Source organism: Paenibacillus sp. FSL L8-0436 (assembly GCF_038593025.1).
Taxonomy (GTDB): Bacteria; Bacillota; Bacilli; order Paenibacillales; family Paenibacillaceae; genus Paenibacillus_AQ.
This window is the reverse complement of sequence record NZ_CP151955.1, coordinates 5229117-5248546: the sequence shown is the minus strand read 5'-3', so window position 1 is coordinate 5248546 and position 19430 is coordinate 5229117. Positions and strand designations below refer to the sequence as shown.

13 protein-coding genes and 1 pseudogene are annotated in these 19430 nt (G+C 47.0%); 5 read left to right on the top strand and 9 right to left on the bottom strand.

The genetic code is table 11. The annotated features are described in order from the left end of the window. Nucleotides 1–149: 149 nt before the first annotated feature. Nucleotides 150–1778: a helix-turn-helix domain-containing protein gene (locus tag NSS79_RS24175; protein ID WP_342436441.1), complete on the bottom strand. Its 1629-nt coding sequence runs from the start codon at nt 1776–1778 to the stop codon at nt 150–152. After that, nucleotides 1775–3526 carry a histidine kinase gene (locus NSS79_RS24170; protein ID WP_342436440.1) on the bottom strand — a complete coding sequence of 584 codons (1752 nt, stop codon included), beginning with the start codon at nt 3524–3526 and terminating at the stop codon, nt 1775–1777. Before NSS79_RS24170 ends, NSS79_RS24175 begins: the two co-directional genes overlap by 4 nt. A gap of 317 nt (nt 3527–3843) precedes the next feature. Between NSS79_RS24170 and NSS79_RS24165 the strand changes: the two genes are divergently transcribed. The 5 genes from NSS79_RS24165 (at nt 3844) to NSS79_RS24145 (ending at nt 11286) form a co-directional block, all read left to right on the top strand. After that, on the top strand, nt 3844–5451 hold the full coding sequence (locus tag NSS79_RS24165; RefSeq protein WP_342440428.1) for an extracellular solute-binding protein: 1608 nt from the start codon (nt 3844–3846) through the stop codon (nt 5449–5451). A 129-nt stretch (nt 5452–5580) separates the two neighbouring features. Next, a complete protein-coding gene (locus NSS79_RS24160; RefSeq protein WP_342436439.1) occupies nt 5581–6504 on the top strand; it encodes an ABC transporter permease subunit in 924 nt (307 codons plus the stop codon). A gap of 17 nt (nt 6505–6521) precedes the next feature. Beyond that, nucleotides 6522–7445, top strand: a complete 924-nt coding sequence (locus NSS79_RS24155) for a carbohydrate ABC transporter permease (protein WP_342436438.1) — start codon at nt 6522–6524, stop codon at nt 7443–7445. A gap of 379 nt (nt 7446–7824) precedes the next feature. Beyond that, nucleotides 7825–8817: a YiiG family protein gene (locus NSS79_RS24150; protein WP_342436437.1), complete on the top strand. Its 993-nt coding sequence runs from the start codon at nt 7825–7827 to the stop codon at nt 8815–8817. A gap of 420 nt (nt 8818–9237) precedes the next feature. Next, complete coding sequence (locus NSS79_RS24145) at nt 9238–11286, top strand: methyl-accepting chemotaxis protein (protein ID WP_342436436.1); 2049 nt, start codon at nt 9238–9240, stop codon at nt 11284–11286. Between the two features lie 158 nt (nt 11287–11444). On the opposite strand, the gene NSS79_RS24140 is transcribed toward NSS79_RS24145, so the two are convergent. The 7 genes and pseudogenes from NSS79_RS24140 to NSS79_RS24110 form a co-directional block, all read right to left on the bottom strand. Then, nucleotides 11445–12071, bottom strand: a complete 627-nt coding sequence (locus NSS79_RS24140) for a response regulator transcription factor (RefSeq protein ID WP_342436435.1) — start codon at nt 12069–12071, stop codon at nt 11445–11447. Next, a complete protein-coding gene (locus tag NSS79_RS24135; protein WP_342440427.1) occupies nt 12064–12276 on the bottom strand; it encodes an ATP-binding protein in 213 nt (70 codons plus the stop codon). Before NSS79_RS24135 ends, NSS79_RS24140 begins: the two co-directional genes overlap by 8 nt. Nucleotides 12277–12305: 29 nt before the next feature. After that, nucleotides 12306–14387 (bottom strand): hypothetical protein, encoded by a 2082-nt coding sequence (locus tag NSS79_RS24130; RefSeq protein ID WP_342436434.1) that lies wholly within the window; start codon nt 14385–14387, stop codon nt 12306–12308. A gap of 87 nt (nt 14388–14474) precedes the next feature. Beyond that, nucleotides 14475–16433 carry a serine hydrolase gene (locus NSS79_RS24125; protein WP_342436433.1) on the bottom strand — a complete coding sequence of 653 codons (1959 nt, stop codon included), beginning with the start codon at nt 16431–16433 and terminating at the stop codon, nt 14475–14477. 164 nt (nt 16434–16597) lie between these two features. Next, nucleotides 16598–17509 carry a copper amine oxidase N-terminal domain-containing protein gene (locus NSS79_RS24120; RefSeq protein WP_342436432.1) on the bottom strand — a complete coding sequence of 304 codons (912 nt, stop codon included), beginning with the start codon at nt 17507–17509 and terminating at the stop codon, nt 16598–16600. Nucleotides 17510–17898: 389 nt separating this feature from the next. Then, nucleotides 17899–18591: a hypothetical protein gene (locus NSS79_RS24115; protein WP_342436431.1), complete on the bottom strand. Its 693-nt coding sequence runs from the start codon at nt 18589–18591 to the stop codon at nt 17899–17901. 617 nt (nt 18592–19208) lie between these two features. Continuing rightward, nucleotides 19209–19334, bottom strand: a pseudogene (locus tag NSS79_RS24110) (IS3 family transposase); the annotation flags it as partial. Between the last annotated feature and the right edge of the window lie 96 nt (nt 19335–19430).

Sequence of the window (19430 nt, the reverse complement as noted above, 5' to 3'; positions counted from 1 at the left end):
TTGTGAGTGATGCAGTCCCGCCAGAATAAATCGCTCCTTATTGAAGTGGTTGGGTGGTACCTCCATTTTACTAAAAGGGCGATTTTTTTTGTTTTTTTAAAAGAAACCAGAAACAATTCCCGCTTAAACAATAGACACCCCCGCTTCGCCTATACTTTGTAATTATGCAGTGCTGGCGGCGCCTGCTGTTCCTTTTTATACTCGTTGGGTGAGAGGCCGACCTCTTGTTTGAACAGCTTGGAGAAATAGGAGTAGTTGTTGTACCCTGTTTTATTGGCAATGGTATAGACGGACATATTGGTCGTTTCCAGCAGGTGCTTGGCGGCTGCGATCCGGACTTGAATGACATAACTGCCGAGGGAGACGCCGGTCTCTCTCTTGAACAGCCGGGCCAGATAATCCGGATTGAGATAGACGATTTCCGCCAAGTCATTGCGCGTCAGATCATCCCCGTAATGCTTATGGATATGCTCCTTGATCTCTTCGGCAATGGAAGTGGGCTGTGCGGCAAAGTCGCGGTATTCCATGGCGGTGTTGACCAGATACTTCAGATATTCCTCCATATCCTCAATGGAGCTCAGCGAATGCATCAGCAGCTGATCATTGGTTTTGCCGGAATACAATTTATGCGCCTGTATCCCCTTCAGCTTCAAGAAGGAATACACAAGCTGCACAATATCCAGCCGGAACAAGCCCAGGACAGAGGTGTCGATAGCTTTGTTGCTCAGCATATGGTTCAGATGCGAGATGGATTCTCCAAGAAAAGCGGCAAGCTTGTTCTGATTGAGCAGTTCCTCCAGATGTGCCAGATCCGGCGGAAGGTAGACAGGTTTATTTTGCCGGGAGTACTCTTCCACGGAGAAGGTCTGGTTGCGGCATTTGGTCAGCTCTTCATCCATATTCAGCAGTTGTTTGAGAATTGTCCCGACCTTATTTAGTGTGCCAGGCAGGCCGATATTGCAGCAGACATCGCATTTTAAGTAGGGATTGGCTTTTTGGATAAAAGAGGCACTGAACGCTCTGAGCACCCCGGCGTCCTCCGGCGGGTCGTTCCATTTTAATATGGCGGTCCAGTTATAGTCTTTAACTTCCAGGATGCTTTCTATGGAGAAGCCCGGATGGTTCAGCAGTTCGTACAGCACATTCAGCAGCGCAAAATCAAACAGGCCTTTCTCTTCTTTGCCCATGCTCCCATTGTGGGGAAATACGTTGAACAATATGGGCTGCAGGAGATCATCCATTTGATAGGACAGGTTCTGTTCTTCAATTGCATGGGCGATGTCCCCCGGTTTAAGCGGGAAGGAGGTGCTGCTGCTAACCAGCTTGCGCCAGAAATGCTCAAGATTTTTCGCTTGATTCTTTTGCCAGAAGTAACCGCCCCGAATCGCCTGCTCATTGCTTTGCTGCTCCGCTGCCCGCACGACAGCTTTTTGAATGATCAGCATCAGCTTGTCAAATTCGATCGGCTTGAGAAAATACTCAAAGCTCTGCAATTCGATGGCCTTCTGAGCATAATTGAAATCAGCATAATTGGTAAGCAGGATGGCTTGAATACTGTAATTCTGCTCACGAATCCACGCCAGAAGCTCCAGTCCGCTCCCCTGCGGCATTTCGATGTCTGATATCAGAATTTGCACCGAATGCTTCTCCAGAATTTCCCGCGCTTGCGCCACGTTATTGGCCGTATACACAGTTTCGATATTCAGCATCTTCCAATCTATTTTCTTCTGCAAGGCGGCAATTACGTAATAGTCATCATCCACAAGTAATATATTCATAAGCTTCTCTCCATTCCTGATGATAGATCCGGCTGATCCGGCAGGGTCAAGGTGATAACAGCGCCGCCTTCCGGCAAATTGGAGAAGCTGACGGCCGCTTTTTTAGCATAAAGGTATTCCAGGCGCTTAAGGGTGTTCATGATGCCGATATGTGTGCCTTTCGTCTGATCCAGCGGCAATCCGGAATGAAGTTTCTCCAGAACCTCCGGCGGAAAGCCCGGTCCGGTGTCAGAAATTTGGATTATGGTCAGCTCGGTGTCTTCCTCGTTCACGCAACGTCTGACGGTAAGCTTAATCTGCACTTCCGAATCTCTGGAAATCGCATATTTAATGGAGTTCTCAATGAAGGTTTGCAGCACGAGCGGAGGAATCATCACGCCGCCAGCCTGTTCAGCCAGCTCGATATGATAGATAAAGGCATCCCGGTAACGTTGACGCTGAATTTCCAGGTACATCCGCACATGCTCAAGTTCATTCTCCAGCGGAACAAAATTCTCGCCGTTCTGGAACAAATAGCGGAAATACTTGGAGGTCGACATCGCCATATCCTCGATCTCCTGATACATTTGAATTTGTGCCATGCTGTAAATGCTGGTCAGGCAGTTAAGGAAAAAATGCGGTTTAATCTGCTGCTTCATATAGTCCAGCTGGATTTGCTGTTTCTCCAGTTCCTGCTCATACATGGAAATTTTAAATGTTTTGATCTGCTCCACCAGGTCTTTGAACTGGTCATTTGCCTGCTCCAGCTCAATAAGCTTGCTGCTAATCAGATCCGCCGGCTGTCCGTCTTCATTAATGCGTGCCAGATTCTCGGAGAAGCTTTGGAGAGGACCAAGTACCCTCCGCTTGAAAAAGAGCATAACGACACAGATCGTTGAGGTAACTATGAAGAACAGCAGCATAATGAGCAGCTGGGCGATCATGATTTTCTCAAAGGCTCCGAATTTAATGACCATCTCGGCGCTAAACGTTGTACTCGTGAACTCACTGCTGATCGTGGTACGGGGCTGCAGCTGATTGAAAATGCCATCATTGTTCTGAAGCACCTTGCCGCTGTTGGAGACCGGGCTGGTAAGGCTGATGCCGCTCTCATCCACCAGGGATGCATAACCGTTGGCCCCCAGATTGATCTGGCGCAACGGGCGGATCAGATGATCCGCCGAGATGAGACCGATGAGATAGCGGTTATAATAAGGGACAATGTTGATCACATAATATTTGCCGTTTACGAGGACAGGCGTCCATTTGGAATAAAACTTCTCGTACAGCTCTTTATCATCTATATAGGAAATGATCTGTTTCTTAAGCTCCCGGTAGTCGGTATAGGTCACACTGATCGGAGCGCAATTCAGAAAGTAGGACTGATTCTTTAAATAGTAGAAGAAGTTATACTCCAGTCCATAGTTTTTCTGCAGCTCGGTGAACCGTTTATGCAGGTTTTCATTTGCTTTTAAGAACTCGATGCTGTTGACCCGGTAAGTATTCATCGTGTTAAGGCTTTCATCATTGGCCAGAGTCCAGCCCATATAGTGATTAATGTAAGCAAAATCATGATTGATCCGGTTGATATAGAGGTCAGCGGTATCCTGCAAATACCTTGTGGACTGCTGCTTGACGATAAAAATAGAAGCGATGCTGATTGCCAAATCCAGAACAAGCACAGAGAATGAAATCAGAAGCATAACTTTCACATAATGACGAACAGGGTACAGTTTGGTTGCTGCTTTACCTGAAGTTGTATTGGCCATAGTTCCCAAATCCAGTATCCTTTCCTGCGCAGCCATTTCTATGAATGCGTTTTTATAAGTAACAAAATCATTATAAAACCTTTAGTTGAAAAAAACATAAGAACAAACTGCCGTTTCGGCGCAAAGTCCGGAAAACACAAACAAAAGTCTGGAATCTGTTATTAAAAAGAGGCTGCGGATGAATTTGCAGCTTCAATATTTTGTAAGCGGATGCAGAAGTCCGAATAAGAGGCCCAAAGTGTCCGGAATGCAAAGCGGCAAGCAGATATGATTAGAACTGCAAAGAGGATGTCTATATCGAAATGGGGGATTATGAAATGGGTGAACAGAGCAAGAAATCATCGGCAAAGAAATGGATGACCGGTCTTCTGGCAGCCGTAATGGTCATGGGACTTGCCGGCTGTGGCGGAAATAACAAGGAGAACAATACCGCGGCGACCGAAACGGGCGGGTTCAATAAAGAGGGTCTGCCGATTGTAAGCGAGCCGGTGACCCTGAAGATTCTGACTGTCCGCTGGGGCAGCATGGGCGATACGTTTACCCAGAACCAGTGGCTTAAGGATTTGGAGAAGAACACCAATGTGAAGATTGACTGGCAGGTGATGTCATCCAACGACTGGGCCGAGCAAAAGTCCATTATGTTAGCAAGCGGCACCCTTCCGGATGTGGTACTGGGGGATCAGACCTTCTCCGATTCCGACATCGTCAACAACTTAAGCTACTTCCGTCCGCTGGATGATTATATTGATCAGTATATGCCTAACCTGAAAGCGGCAATGGAAGAAACGCCGGATATGAAGAAAATCAGCACTTTCCCCGACGGGAAAATCTACTCTCTGGCCACAAGACTGCCTTCGCGTCCAAAGAGCTCACGCCAGCCTGTAATCAACAAAACCTGGCTCGACAAACTGGGTCTCGAAGTGCCGGATACCCTTGATGATTTATACAATGTATTGAAAGCATTCAAAGAGCAGGATCCGAACGGAAATGGCAAGGCGGATGAAATACCTTATATTGAAGTGAGCAATGACCTCATCAGTCCTTTCGGGATTACCGATCTGAATACCAACAACATGCTGGTCAAGGACGGTAAAGCAGAATACTACCCTACTTCGGAAGAGTACAAGGAAGGCCTCAAGTGGGAAAATAAACTGTATAACGAAGGTTTGCTGGATAAAGAGCTGTTTACGCAAGATGATACCATGAGATCAGCCAAATTCCAGAACCCGGATGCTCCGGTGGTGGGTTTCTCATACCAATGGACTCCCGATGCCGTATTTGGCAAATGGGGAGATCAATATGAAACCATTCCGCCGATTGCCGGACCGGATGGCAAACGTTATACGATCGGTAATCCAATCGGGATGAATCTGGCCCGCAACGAGCTGCTGATCACCTCTTCCTGCAAAACACCGGAAATCGCTGCCCGCTGGGCCGACCAGTTCTATACCAATGAAGCAAGCATTCAGAATTTCTGGGGAGCTATCGGCACTGTGATCCAGAAGAACGATGATGGCACCTATACGCTCATGGACCCGCCAGCCGGAACCAGCGCTGATGCCTGGTACTGGGATCAATCGCTGCGTGATTTCGGGCCGAAATATGTAAGCCCGTCTTTTGAAAAGAACATCGTGCTGAGCAGCGAAAGCGGCGACGGCTTGAAGCTGCAGCTCGATAAGCTGGGCAGCGAATACGTAACAACGCCTTTCCCTAACGTAATGTACACTGCGGAAGAATTCCAGGAGCTGCCTACCTTGACCACCGATATTGATACCTATGTGAACACCATGCGGGCCCAATTTATCAGCAAGGGCGGAATTGATGATGGCTGGGATGCATATGTGAAGAAGCTGAACGACATGGGACTTGAGAAGCTGATCAAGATCCGTACTGAAGCTTACGAACGTTATATGAGCGTAAAATAATTTTTTTGTCTTCACGAATCCGCCCTGCGCAGCTCACTAGCGCGGGGCGCATTATATTCATGGCTCAGCAAAAAAGCGCTGGAGGATATTCACCGGCAGAAGCGAGCCCAAAATTTTAGGGGGGATTTCATGAAATCCAATCAAGCCAGTCCGGCACGGGCATTCGGACAAATGAAACGAGATTGGGGACTGTACCTGTTACTGCTTCCCGCTGTGGTGCTTACATTATTATTCGCCTACAAACCGATGTATGGGGTGCTCATTGCTTTTAAGGATTATAGTCCGGCGATGGGTATAAGTGACAGTCCATGGGCGGGATTCAAATATTTTGAGAAGTTTTTTAATTCCTATCAGTTTTCATCGACGATTAAGAATACATTGATCATCAGCTTGTACAGCCTGCTTACGTTTCCGATCCCGATTCTGCTGGCACTGATGGTCAATCAGATGCGGCCAAACCGGTTTAGACGTTTTTTCCAGACCGTGTCCTATATGCCGCATTTTATTTCAACTGTGGTTATGGTTGGGCTGATGATGATACTGCTGTCCCCAAGCACCGGGCTTGTCGGTAATCTGTACAGTTTGTTTGGCAAAGAAGCCCCTGATCTGATGGGCTCCTCCAGCCTGTTCAGCAGTGTCTATGTCTGGTCGGATGTGTGGCAGCATGTGGGCTGGGACAGTATTATCTTTATCGCCGCGTTGTCTGCGGTGGACCCCAGTCTGTACGAGGCGGCTACCGTAGACGGAGCAAGCCGCTGGCATAAAGTCCGCTATATTGATATTCCGATGCTGATGCCGACAGCGGTTACACTGCTGATTCTGCGCGTCGGAGGGCTGTTGGGGGTTGGTTTTGAAAAGGTCTATCTCATGCAGAACGATCTGAATGCCACTTCAAGCGAAATTCTTTCAACGTATGTCTACAAAATTGGTCTGCTCAGCAGCCAATACAGCTTTTCCTCGGCGGTCAACCTGTTCAACACGGTCATTAACTTTATCTTGCTCATTATCGTCAATCAGATTTCCAAAAAACTCAGCGAAAACAGCTTGTGGTAGAAAGGAGGAACTTAGACATGGGAGTCTTGGAACCTGTAGTGAAGGAGAACATGGGGAAAATAAAAAACAACCGTTCCTCGGACACGGTTATGGAATATGTAATGTATGCCATTGTGGTGGTCTTTCTGATCATCCTGATGTACCCGCTGTATTTTATTATTATCGCTTCGTTCAGTGATCCTTCTGCAGTGGCGGGCGGACAGGTGTGGCTGTTCCCCAAAGGATTCACCTTTGACGGCTACAAAGAGCTGCTGCGGCATGAAAATATTTGGATCGGGTACCGGAATACAGTCCTCTACACGGTGGTGGGAACAGCCATTGGGCTTGTGGTCAATATCTCGGCGGCTTATGCATTGTCCCGGAAGGATCTTGCCGGACGAAAGTTCCTGTCGCTCTTCTTCATCTTTACAATGTTTTTTAACGGCGGTCTGATTCCGACCTTCCTGACGATCCGCGATTTTCATATGTACGATACCTTCCTGGTCATGGTACTGCCTTTTTCAGTAGGCGTTTATAACATTATCGTTGCACGTACCTTTTTCCAGACCAGCATTCCCGGAGATTTGTGGGAAGCAGCGCAGATCGACGGCTGCGGGAACCTGCGTTATTTTGCCCAAGTGGTTCTGCCGCTCTCCAAAGCTATCATTGCGGTGCTGGGATTATGGATTGCTGTCGGCTACTGGAATTCATATTTTAATGCGCTGATTTATTTGAAAAACCCGAACCTGCATCCGCTGCAGCTGATTCTCCGCAACATTCTGATCACTAATCAGATGCAGTCGGGCATGGGAACAGGCGAAGCTGCCCAAATCGCACTGCGTTTGGCTAATATGATGCGCTATTCCGTGATCATCGTGGCCACCGTTCCAATTATGTGTGTGTATCCGTTTGTGCAGAAGTACTTTAATCAAGGGGTTATGATCGGCGCCGTGAAGGAATAGCCCTCTCTCGCCTATAACCAGAAAAGAAGTTGACCATGGAACAAAAAGTTCTTAAGCAGCGGCCGATGCCTGCTCATTTCAAGCTCCACTCCGCCGCAGGACTTGGGAGGTACGGCACGCACACTGGATCAGGCGGATGGCACCATTCCGCTGGAGCACGGACAGTGTCAACAAAGAAATTTTAAAGATTTTGCTACTCAAGTCTCAAGACCTATTCACCAAATAATTTTAAAATTGAATAGATGTTTTTCACAATTAACATTGATATGCGGCGAGGAGGGAATTTAATCGAACAGAAGAGACCAGTTGTTCTCTCTCCTATTCAGACATCTTACAAAAGAAAAGTACTTTAAATTACTCAGTCGGAGGAATTACTATTTTGAGAAAGCTATCATTCGTTATTGCCATTATCATGTTAGGTGCAATGTTATCCGCTTGTTCTGGCATTACATCCCCGGTGGATCAAGCGCCTGCAGGTGTTACGTCCGGCGAGAGCAAAGAAATCGAGAAATACAATGCGTATGTGATGCTGAATAACTTGATGACAGGTAGAATCAATGAGGTTCTGGTTCATTATTTTGAGAAGTTCGGAGTTGATATACAGCCTGTAATCGAGAAGAACTTCAGCTTCATCATGCTCGGCGTTGCCGAAACTGAGCGGGAAGTTGTTGATAAAGCGAACGGCTATACCGCAAACCAACCTGCTTTTGCGAACGCAGACCCCCTAGTGATCAAACTGACACCGGTCATCAATGATTTGTTGACCGTCCTGGACGATATGAAAGCCTACTATGATACAAGAGGCTACGTGGATGATGATTTCGCAAAAGGAAAACAGCTGCATACCAAGCTGGTAAGCGCCAATCTCGCTTACGAGACTGTCGCCAACCAATACTTCACGGCTTTGCAAAAATTGGGTAACGAGCAGCGTCTGGCTGAACTGCAAAAACTCAAGGATGCAGACCAGCAGATCAGGTATAATGCCTTGAAGTTCATAATAGATGCCGAGGCTACGGCCATTGAAATGGATGAACAGGGAATCACCGCCCACAATGTGCTGCAGCTTGATATGACGAAGTTTAAAGCCAAATACGATATCATGACCGCAGATCTTAGTGCGCTCATGACACTCTCTAAAGACAAGGGACGAATTCAAAAAGAAGGGATTAACAGCTTCAGTATCGGGAACTATGTTGATTCAGCCACTGAGGCAAAAGCGGCCGCTTCAAAAATCATTGAACGCATCAATAAGAAGGAACCTGTATCCGATTCTGACCTGAACGGCCAGTTCCTGCACACTACGGATGGTACATCTGAGAATTTCAATTATCTGCTAAGCAAGGCAGTCGAACGATATAATGAAATGAATTAAGCGTGTCTAATGACTGGGCCTGCGAAATTAATAAAATAATAATTCAAGTCAGACACGACGGCAGCGGCCCTCACCGCCCTTGCTTCCATGGATCTGGAGCATTCGCTCTACGGCGCGTTGTGCGAAATATTGACGGCCAGATAGACCGGCTGCTATCTACAGCAATGATGAAGCCGATTTTCTGTGCAGAGAAAAGGACACATATGCTATCATACACAACAAACAAGCCCGGGAGGTCGGGCTTGTTTGTTGTGCCACAAGCTCAGACTTGCTTACACTAGGCAGTAATTTGTTGCTCAATGGTGAATCTTATGCCTCTAATATCCGGAAAATGTCAACAATTACCACTGAAAAAAATGTCGAATAATGCCGATATATACGATATATTGTTTATTTATTCAGGAAATGAGGCTGTTAGAAATGCAACTTAGAAGCATTAAAGCAAAAACACTACTTCTCATTATGCCGCTTTTACTTGTAATTGTTATTGGAGTATCTTCTGCTGTTATCTTTAAATCCCATGGTTTATTGCTTGAACAGACGGAGAACAGCATGAAGGAGCAACTGGCAAATACCAATCAAAGCATTCAGAACCGGATAACCTCTCACGGTAGAGTGCCGGAAACGTTAGCGAAATCTATTCAAGGTCATTACAGTAAGCTGAGCCTGGAGGATTATGATGCGGCTCTCAAAAACTCACTGGTTATCAACAAAGATACCTTCGGCGTAGGCATTTATTTTGAACCTAATGTATATCAGGATGATACAAAGTTTGTTTCTTCCTATGCCTTTCGCGATCAGAATCAAATTACCGTTACACATGACTATAGTGATCCCAGCTACAATTATCCAGCGCAAGCATGGTATAAAATTGCAGCCAATCAAAAAGAGATACAATATACAGCCCCATTCTATGATGAAAAAACCAAGTCAACCATGGTTACCGCATCAGTTCCTGTGTATGATGATCAAGAACGTTTCATTGCAGTAGCCACCGGAGACATCAATTTGGATACTGTGCAAAATATCATCTCAGAGACAAATGTAGGTGATAGCGGATGGGCGTTTATGCTTGATAAAGACGGTACTTATTTAGCAGGACCCGAGACGGATAAAATCATGAAGGTAAAACTTCAGGAGGAGCAGGACCCCGTCGTGTCCACTTTAGCGAAAACTATTTTGAAAAATGGAAAGGGCGCTGCAACCTACACTTCCTCAGAAGGACTCATCCATGTGCATTTCTCAAAGCTGGAGCAGACAGACTGGATCGTCGCTGTAGCCTTGCCGGATCAAGAACTTAAAGAAAAGTTGAATGCTCTGTTGCTGCAAACTTTGATCTTTCTAATCATTGGTATGGCTCTGATTGTAGTGGTTATTCTACTCTACGCCCGCAACTTGACAGCGCATACTTTACGTGTTAATGCAATGGCCGAGCACCTGGCTCAAGGTGACTTTACCTATTCCATTGAGGTGAAAACGAAAGATGAATTTGGCAAGATGGCAGAAAATTTAAATTATACAAGTGACCTTCTGAATAAAATGATGGGTAAAGTCACCGAACATTCCTTGCATGTTGCCTCTACAGCTGAAGAGTTGACGGCGAGTGCAGACCAGACAAGTATAGTGGCTGAGGATATAGCCAATACCATTCAAGAAGTGGCTGCTGGTGCCGAGACGCAGCTTGTGGGAACACAAGAAAGCGCCAGGTCGCTTGAGGAGCTGGCCATCGGCATCCAACGGATTTCTGAGTCTTCATCCATTTTGCATGATGCTTCACAAAACACCTCACAGCAGGCGGCTGAGGGGAATAAGATCATTCAGCAGGCAGTTCGTGATATGAACGAAGCCAATCGTTCGGTCTCGGTCACGGCTTCGCATATGGAGCAGCTCAGAGAACGTTCCATTGATATAGGCAATATAATCAATGTGATTAGCGGAATAAGTACACAAACCAATCTGCTGTCCCTGAATGCCGGGATTGAAGCAGCACGCGCTGGTGAACATGGTAAGGGATTTGCTGTAGTTGCTGCGGAAATTCGTAAGTTATCCGAACAAACCAAAGATTCTGCCGGGAAGGTCCGGGAGATTATTGAAGAAATACAAGGGGAGACCCAAGCCGCGGTACAATCGGTTGAAGTGGGAACGAAAGCGGTCAATTCCAGCACTGTGCTCGTGGAACACGCGGGGGAAGCCTTTAACGGAATTGTAGTGGAAATTCAACAAATGGTTAACCAAATTCAGGAGGTATCTGCAGTCTCTGAGCAAATGTCTGCCGGCTCCCAGGAAATTAGCGCTACTATGGAAGAACTTGCCCGTATTTCAGGAGAAGCATCAGATGCCACCCAGAATGTTGCCGCGGCCAGTGAACAACAGCAGGCTTCCATGGAAGAGGTTTCACACTCCGCTAAATCATTAAGTTCCATGGTTCAGGAACTGCAAAACTTGCTTGAGCAATTCAAGATTAAATAAACTTGAAGCAATGGAAGAACCCGAGAACCAGAGACAAACAACAACCCGCAAGCTGACAAAGCAGTAAATATACATGAAGGTTATCCATAGCCCAACTGGGGGATAAGGATAACCTTTTTTTTGCGGGATATCCACTGAAGGCCTGTATTCCTTTTTCCTCAATCCTCATCCCAAAAAGTTAATAGGCCACACTCAAACCCCTTCACCACAGCCCCGATTCTTGTCTTCACCCCCAGCTTCTGATTGATTGCGGCCAGATGGTATTCGACAGTCCGCTGGCTTAAAGCCAGCTCTGTGGCAATTTCCTTGTTGGATTTCTCCTTCGCCAGCCAGCGCAGCACTTGTCGTTCGGTTGTTGTTAGCGCGTCTGGAGAAGCGGAAGCCCGAAGATGCTCAGGGACCAGAATATTGCCCAGCACACTTTGTTTGATCGCGTTGATAATGATGCTGTATGAGCTTTGTTTGGAGAGGTAGGCATGAACGCCGATTCGGTACGCTTTGTAGTAGAACTCTTCGTAGGTATAGCCGGATAACAGAATAATCTTCAGCTCATTGCCGTAGTTCTCCTTCAACAGCCGGGCTACCTGGAAGCCGTCCATCTGTGGCAGCGAGATATCCATCAGCACTACATCCGGGCGCAGCAGCGCCGTCTCTGCGAGGAATTCTACCGGATCTGTGAAGGTGCGCAGAACTTCAAGGCCGGGCTCCTCGTCCAGACGGCTCTTAAGCCCGTCCAGCACAAGGGGGTGATCATCAAGAATATACAGAGTTATATTGTCATTCATGAGAAGACTGCTCCTTATAGAGAGGTATTTTGAGAGTGACGGAAGTTCCCTGTTCCGGTACAGAGTCAATCAGAGCCGTTCCACCCAGATGCTCCATCTGTTCCCGGATCGACAGCAGTCCGAAGCGGGGGCGGCTGTCGGCAGGGGCTGTAATGGCAATATTTCCGTTGAAGCCTATGCCGTTGTCGGACACACTGCAATAGATGCTGTCACCGTCTATCCAGACACGGACCTTCAGTTCGGAAGCCCTCGCATGCTCGAAAACGTGACGACCAGCTCGCGGGCTGCCCGGAAGAGATTCGCCTTGATATAGACAGGGAAGGCGTCCGGCAATGGAGCTTCAAACAGCAGGGTCACGTTAAGCTCCTCCAGGCGGTTCATGTCTTGCAGCAGCCAGTGCAGTGCTTCCTGCAGATTGCCTTTATCCAGAATATGCGGATATAAATGATCGCTGAGCGCCCGGATGCTGCGCTGAGAATCAGCCAGACATTTGAGCCATTTCGCATTGCGCTCCTGCTGGTATCTCCCGGTATCATGCAGCTCCTCCAGATCCTTGGACAAGAAGATCAGGTTCTGCAGCAAGTCATCATGCAGGAAATAAGAGATGCGGACCTTCTCCGCTTCTCTGGCCTCCAGCAAGCCCTGGCTATAGCTGCGGAAATCATGCACCTGGCGCTCGTAATGGTCAATCTGCTTTTGATTGTCCTCATATTCGCGCCTCAAGCGGAGCAGATGGCGGGCGTTCATAAGCATCTGAACGGCTTCGCTGCGGAATTTCTGGATGATCCGCTGTTCTTCGGCAGAGAACAAGGTCTGATTGCGCTTCGGTCCAAGGCACAGGTAGCCCAGCCGCTGCTCCTCCAGTTCATGCACCAGCTCGAATACGGCAGCGTATTCGCTGCCGGCGGACCATTCAGGTTCAGGGGTGCCCCATAACGGAGCTGGACCCTTCGTCCCTTTACCCTCGTAAATCCCTGTGTTATGTACAAGCGGCAGGGAACTGTCATCGTAATATACCAGTGTAAGACCTTCTACTTCAATCATATCCTGCAGAAGCTCAGCAAACAGCTTGAGGATATCGCGGATATTCTTGTTTCCGGCCAGCTGTAGCGAGAGAAGCAGCTTCTGTTGCTCCAGCCAGTCTTTTTTGCGCTTTTCCCCATGCTGCAGCCGCCGCAGCAGCAGACGATAGCCGCCGGTCAGCAGCGCCAGCAGAATGAACAATAACACCGCGTATCCTATCGAACCCCAGACGGTTGTCAATAGAAATAGCACTAGCGTCAGGCTGAAGTACAGGCTGTGCGCGGCCAATCTGGGAATATAGAATCTCATATCCAGAACCTGACGCTGGACGAGCAGATAAGTGAACGTTGCAGAAATCGGCACCAGACCGACCAATGCATATTCTGCCGTGATCCAGTACCGGTCCCATAACAGATAGGGCAGGGCATACAGCCATACATAAGGAAGCAGACTTACGGTTATTCCTGTAAACAGAATGTAGAGCTGATTCTTCTCAATCCGGTCGAATTTGCTCCAGTGCCAGACCGTTATGGCAGCCATCAGCAGCAGTGTGGCAAGCAAGGCTACATTCAGAACATTGGTTACCCAGTCATATACATGACGCTGCAGCATAAAGCCTACAGCAAAGACCGAGAACATCAGCGAGTAGACCTGATAACCCCGCAGTAAGGCACGGAATTTTGAATAAATAGGACGGAAGGCAAACAGCAGATAGAAGGAAATTATCGCATAAGGCATCCAGATTGCACAGAAAGTGAACAGGTAGCCGGAGAGCATAAGCTCATCCGAGAACAGCGCCACTATGACGAATGCAAACAACAGATTCATCAGCAGAAATCTGCGGATCAGCATCGATTCAGGATTCCTGCACAGGGCATAAGTGCCTACACCCACCAAAAAGATTTCCATGACGAAGGCAAAGCCATTCTCCAGTTTGTCTTTACTGCCAGCTTTAAGCTGAAGGGTATACGGCTGCCCTTCCTTGCTTTCAACCTTCAGACTATGGGTTCCAGTAAGCAATCGCCTTCTGTCAACGATAAATACTTCCGGTTCCGGCTCCCCATCGAAAGCGAGAATATGATCACCTGGTTTGAGGTTTGTTCTCGAACCGGGGCTGTCCCTATCGATTCTGGAGATCATCCATCCGCCGCTGGAATCCGGTTGCACGCTGATGCCTGAGTAGGGATTGGTGAATAATTGAATCTGTATATAGGTTGTGGCGAGCACTACAAGTCCCATAAAGATGTAGATGATCATCCGGCTGACACGGGGGCGTTGAAGAAAGCTGAACATGGTTCACAATCCTTTATCACTCTTTTCTTAAAAGTATATGATAAAACAGGCGATTCGTCTCGAATCGCCTGTTCGGCTGCCTTGTTGTTACAGCAGGTTTTGCAGCAGCCGGTAGATTAAAGCTGCGGCCTCCTGATTCAGCATTGGATCCTGTGCCCTGTAATTTACTTTCCCGTCTGACAATTCTGCGTCAGGACCATAAAGGCCGCGGCCAACTACATACTGGACACCCTCGGCGGCCCAGTCCGAGAAGGGCTTCTGCACAGCAGCCTTCACCGGGGCGGCTCCTAGACCAATATGGGCAATCCTCCAGACAAAAGTTGCAGCCTGTTCACGTGTCAGAGGCAGGTCGGGGCCGAAATAACTGCCCGGCAGTCCTTGAACGACACCGTAATCAAGCGCGGTCTGAATGGCAGTCTCATAAGGGCTGCCCTTGGTGTCTTTGAATGCGCTGGGCCGGGTCGAAGATTGAAATCCGGCAAGAGGTATCAACTGGGCAATGAATTGTCCGCGTGTAACTGGGCGATCCGGGTGGAAGGGTCCAGTGCTTTCAGGAATGGCGCCCAGCTGAACAAGATTATAGATGTATTTGGCATAGGGATGATCAGAGCCCACGTCGCTGAAGTGCTGGGGCTCAGGCAGCTTTTCAAGCCAGCTGTCGGGCTGGTTGTAATAGAAGTACAGCACCTTGCCGTCGGCATCCAGCTTGAAGCCGGCCGGCTTGTCTTCTTCATCATAAAACAGCAGCTCCTCAGTCTGCCGCAGCTTATGCTCTCCGAACACATCCTTAACCAGCAGTGCGCCGTCTATTGCGGTGATCTCCGAAGTTAAGGCTGGTGTTCGCAGATGGCGGTACAAGCCTGCGAAACGCTGCAGCTGCTCTTGGGTAGCTGCAGGCTCAATGGAAGCGGGGGCCTTGCTTGCCTTAGGGAAATAACGGCTCATGAACTGATGGAACAGGGGCTGGCGCAGATTGCCTTTATCGCTGTTCAATGCGAGGAAGATTCCCGTGTTCTGCTCAGGCAGCAGCCAAAGATTAGAATGGAAGCCGGATAAATCGCCGCCCTTCTCAGCAACTTTATATCCGTTGTAGTCCTGCGAGTAGGTAGACTCGAAGGCATAACCGTTTCCTGGAACCTTAGGATGGATCGCTACGCTGCTGTTCTCCATGGCCTGTATGGATTCTGGTTGAAGAATCCGGTTCTCGCCCTTCTTCCCGCTGTTCAGCATCGCAAGCATGAACTGGGCCATATCCTTCCCGGTAGAAGTCATGCCGCCTTCAGGAGCGCTAACCGGGTCGTTGGGAGTCTGCTCGGTCGGCTGCAGCTGGTTATCATATGGGGTGGCCATCCGCTTGATCACCTTATCATCGAAAATGAAGCTGGTGTTGCTCATCCCAAGTGGCTTGAATAGCTTTTCGGCCATGTAATTCTCAAAGGGCATCCGGGAGACTTGTTGAATGATGTAACCTTGCAGGGTGAAGCCGAAGTTGTCATAGCGGTAGACCTCACCCGGTTTGCGGACGATGGTAGGCATCTTCTCCTTCACGAATTTCTCCAGCGTGGAAGGGGTCCCGGATTCAAGGACATCTCCGTTGTCGAAGCCGGTAGTATGGGTCATTAGATGTTTGAGGGTAAGCGGAGATCCGCTTGTGTTGTTAATGTGCAGACCCGGCAGATAACTCTGCACGTCTGTGTCCAGGTCGACCTTGCCTGATTCGCTTAGCTGCATCACGCCTGCGGCAGTAAACAGCTTGGATACGGAAGCCAGGCGAAACAATGTCTTCTCCGCATCAACCGGCTGTTTGGCAGCAATATTGGCATACCCGTAGCCCTGGTTCAGCAGAATTTTTCCATCCTTTACGATGACTAGAACAGCTCCAGCCAGCTGCTCCTTTATCTCTTGCTGCTTAAAAAAATCATCGCCAAACCGCTTCGCTTCCTCCATGTTGAGCGTAACCGCGGAGGGGGAGCCTGGCGAACTGGCGGCAAATGCAGAGAGGGGGAACATCAAGAAGGCCATAACAACAAGCATAATTTTTCTCATAAATGTGCTCCTTTAATCAGGTTGAGCCCTCATCCTATCATAATTGCATCAGCCTGAAATCCGTAGAAGCGGGCGGCGGGCGCGGACAAGCCGCATAAATTTTGCGGGATCACGCAAAGGGGAGGCTGGAAGGCTGCGCCTGATTTGGCATAGCCAGATAAACGTCAGTTCTGTTCTCCTGGAATGGCTTGAATGATGTTCGGATCTTCTGTTAGTCGAGTCTTCGTATCTTGAAAGATTACGTTCCCTTTTTCGTCAAAAGTTCCGTATACAACTTGTTCTGCTTTCCAATAATCCATGAAGAAATTGATTTTGCCTGATAAGGAAGGACGCTTTCCATACTCTTTACCATTTAACTCAAGTACAAAAGGGATTATTCCCTTCTCATTTGTTGTTTCGGTCACTTGCCCTTCCCAAAAGTTCCAAGCAGCACCATCTTTCACTTCAAAATATTGCGCCATTCCGCGATAAGCATAGATAAACTGATTAGTTTTTCCATAGGAGAAGTAATACATACCGCCAGCACCACCTTCTTGAGTAGGAGTGACATCTTCATGTAAGGAAATTCTCGGAAGATGAATAGCAGCATTCCGTGACTTTTCTAGAGTGGTACTGGCCAATCCATTTAGTAATGATTGATTGGTTTTATAAATTACAACTGTTTTCGTTCCTGTATCCCAAAAGACGTTAGCTTTTAAGGACTCTCCAATAAATCTAAAAGGAACATAAACAGCACCGTTTTTCACTGTGGGTACAGCTCCAAGCGATACCTGATTACCATTAACATAAGCGATTTTACTGCCTGTGGTTAATTTCAGAGTATTCCCCGAGCCATTTTCTGTAACTGTAACGCTTTTGGTCTTTTTGTTCCAATCCACTTTTACATCCGGAAGTAAGGAAACTGTACGGATAGGAACCAAGGTGATGTTGTTGATCACAATAGGTTTCTGTCCATCTTCCTTATGGCCATTGATATTTAATGAGAGTTCTTGTTTACTTGAAGCGGCCATCACGCAGGTTGAAGTAAGCATGGAAAAGGCCAAGATCAAGCTACTTACAAATACTGTTTTCTTCATATAAGTGCCTCCTTTAAAAGTTTTTACAAACATCTTAGACGTGAATAATTGGTAAATGTTGCGAATCATGTTAATTTTTTTATCATAACTTAGTGGGTGTAAGTGATGCTTTTACCCGTTGAAGTGACTGTTCACCGGACATTCGCATCTCTAGTCTTTATAATAATCTTTGTTGTGGGTAGGACGAGAGATTTGACCATGACAATTTTTGAATCACATTGAAGACGACGGGTAATTGAACTACGGAGATTGTGAATTAACATCGTTTCCGCTAATTATATCTAGTAAACTATAACAATCATCATGCTATTTATTACTATTCGCTAAAAAATAATACAGGGACTATTCCCCCACTGCGAAGGTATAGTCCCTGTATTTAGAAATAAGTATTATTGTTTCAACGAGGCATACACAGTAGAGGAATAAAGATATGATGAGTCTAATATATAATTTTGCGGATTCGGACAAGGAATTGGTGTGTCAGTGTGTTCCTTTAAAGGCCAATGAAGATTGGACAATGTGCTATTACTTCCAGTAAGGGCAGTCCATGTATTGCTGGAAGTATTCTTAATTTTAAGACCCGTGGCTGCCACCTGTGAGTGCCATACATCCCACGCCGGCATTTGACTTAGCTGTGGGTAATAGGTACTGCTTCCTGCAGCCAAAACCAAGCGTAGATTAGAATCAGTCTGTCCTTTTTTATATTTAGTGTAGGTATATTTCATTTTTTCCGCTCCATTTACATAAAAACGGACAAACAATTCTTTATTCGGATCAGAGGCATCTGGTTCATCTACCACGAGTTTGAGATTAACTGTTTGTCCCAAAGCAAATTCTCCCCATGAACCGGAACCAACCGTCCCAGACCAGTCATTTGCAAACCAACGGAATCCAGCATTTCCTTTACGATATGACAAGCCGCATTCTGCTTGAGTGAATCCACCCAAATAAAAATTTACATAGTTTCCTGTATTACCATTAAAAGTTACAGAAGTGGGTAGTGTGATATTTGCTTGAATGCCACGGCCCGCAGATTTGGAGTTGAGCTTTACAAGCTTTGCATATTCAGTGATAGCGGTCATTATAAATCACTCCTTGATTGAATGTTTCAAGATAGGAGATGAGTTGAAGAGGCTCTCCCAAACTCTTCAACTGTTTTTCTTGATATTATTAAAGTGAATAGAAAGACTAAAAAGTAAACCTTTATAGAGCTACCTTTTAATTTTGAACGTCAATCTTGCAAACCTGATAAACGTAATTCGCCTTGGGTCATAGGTATAACTTAAATCAAGGATATCTACCAGATGACGAAAGTACACAACGCCAGAAGATGTGACCGAACGCATCGTGGCCAAAAGGGCCAGTGGTCTTAAATTTCTTGGTTATATCAAAAGGACTAACTGATCTTATATCAATTGGGAGTGTCCCTCTATGTGAGACAGGGATCAAAACACCTTGCAAGTTTAAGCAGCCAGTCGCCGGAAATCCATCGGCGACTGCTTATTTAGTTTTCGCTTGAATGATAGTAATGATATAATCTCGAACGGTCTGCACAATGTTTGCGGTCGTTGTTCACATGAGGCCTTCAAGATAGAACGTTTCAGACTATAGTGTGGAATGAAACGATTAGGATGGGGCATTATCAGCTGGTGTTCCTTTGGGGGACATGCTCATGGTATTGCCTTTTTCTTTAACGACACTGTAGCCCCTCACGTTTCATAATCCGCTGAACCCGTTTGTGGTTTATGGACTCTTCTGCCCGAAGGAGTGCGGTGGTTTTCCGGTATCCATACCGGAATTTATGCTGAGTGCAAAGCTGCTTTATCTTTTACAACCGCCCGAACTGTACTCTGAATCTCAACGGATTTCCAACAGTAGTAGGTAGCCCTTGAGATCCTGAGCCATGCACAAGCCGCAGATA